This window comes from Vibrio sp. 378, from assembly GCF_033339435.1.
In genome coordinates this window covers 1-524 of sequence record NZ_JAWOUO010001144.1, presented here as the reverse complement: position 1 = coordinate 524, position 524 = coordinate 1, and the positions used below count along the sequence as shown (strand labels likewise).

General features: G+C 49.2%; 1 protein-coding gene. It reads left to right on the top strand.

Annotated elements, in window-relative coordinates; all coding sequences use genetic code 11:
• Positions 1-491: flagellar basal body P-ring protein FlgI (locus tag R7Q48_RS30845; protein ID WP_318134221.1), on the top strand; the 491-nt coding region annotated here is incomplete at its 5' end.
• Positions 492-524 lie beyond the last annotated feature (33 nt).

Here is a 524-nt window from a genome sequence, read left to right as displayed (position 1 = left end):
GTGAAATCAACAATACGTTTGGTCCGAACGTGGCTGTTGCCATCAACAAAGCACGCGTGGATATGCGAGCGCCGAAAGACACGCAACAACGCGTGATCATGATGTCGATGCTGGAAGAGATGAGTGTCGTAGAAGGTCGTAAGCCTGCACGTATCGTCTTCAACTCCCGTACTGGCACCGTGGTGATTGGCAAGAATGTCAAAGTTGGCGAAGCGGCAGTAAGCCACGGCAACTTGACGGTGCGAATTTCAGAATCAGAAAAAGTCAGCCAACCGAATGCGTTTGCTGATGGTGAGACAAAAGTCGTGAATCAAACGGATATTGATGTAAACGAAGAGCTCGCTCAAATGGTGATTTGGCCTCCGGGCACAGAGCTCAATACCATTGTCGATGCAGTCAACAGCTTAGGCGCAACCCCAACCGATTTAATGTCGATTCTTCAGGCACTAAATGAAGCGGGTGCGTTGAATGCTGAACTGGTCGTGATTTAAGGAGTGAACGATGAAACTAGACGGTAGCAGCGA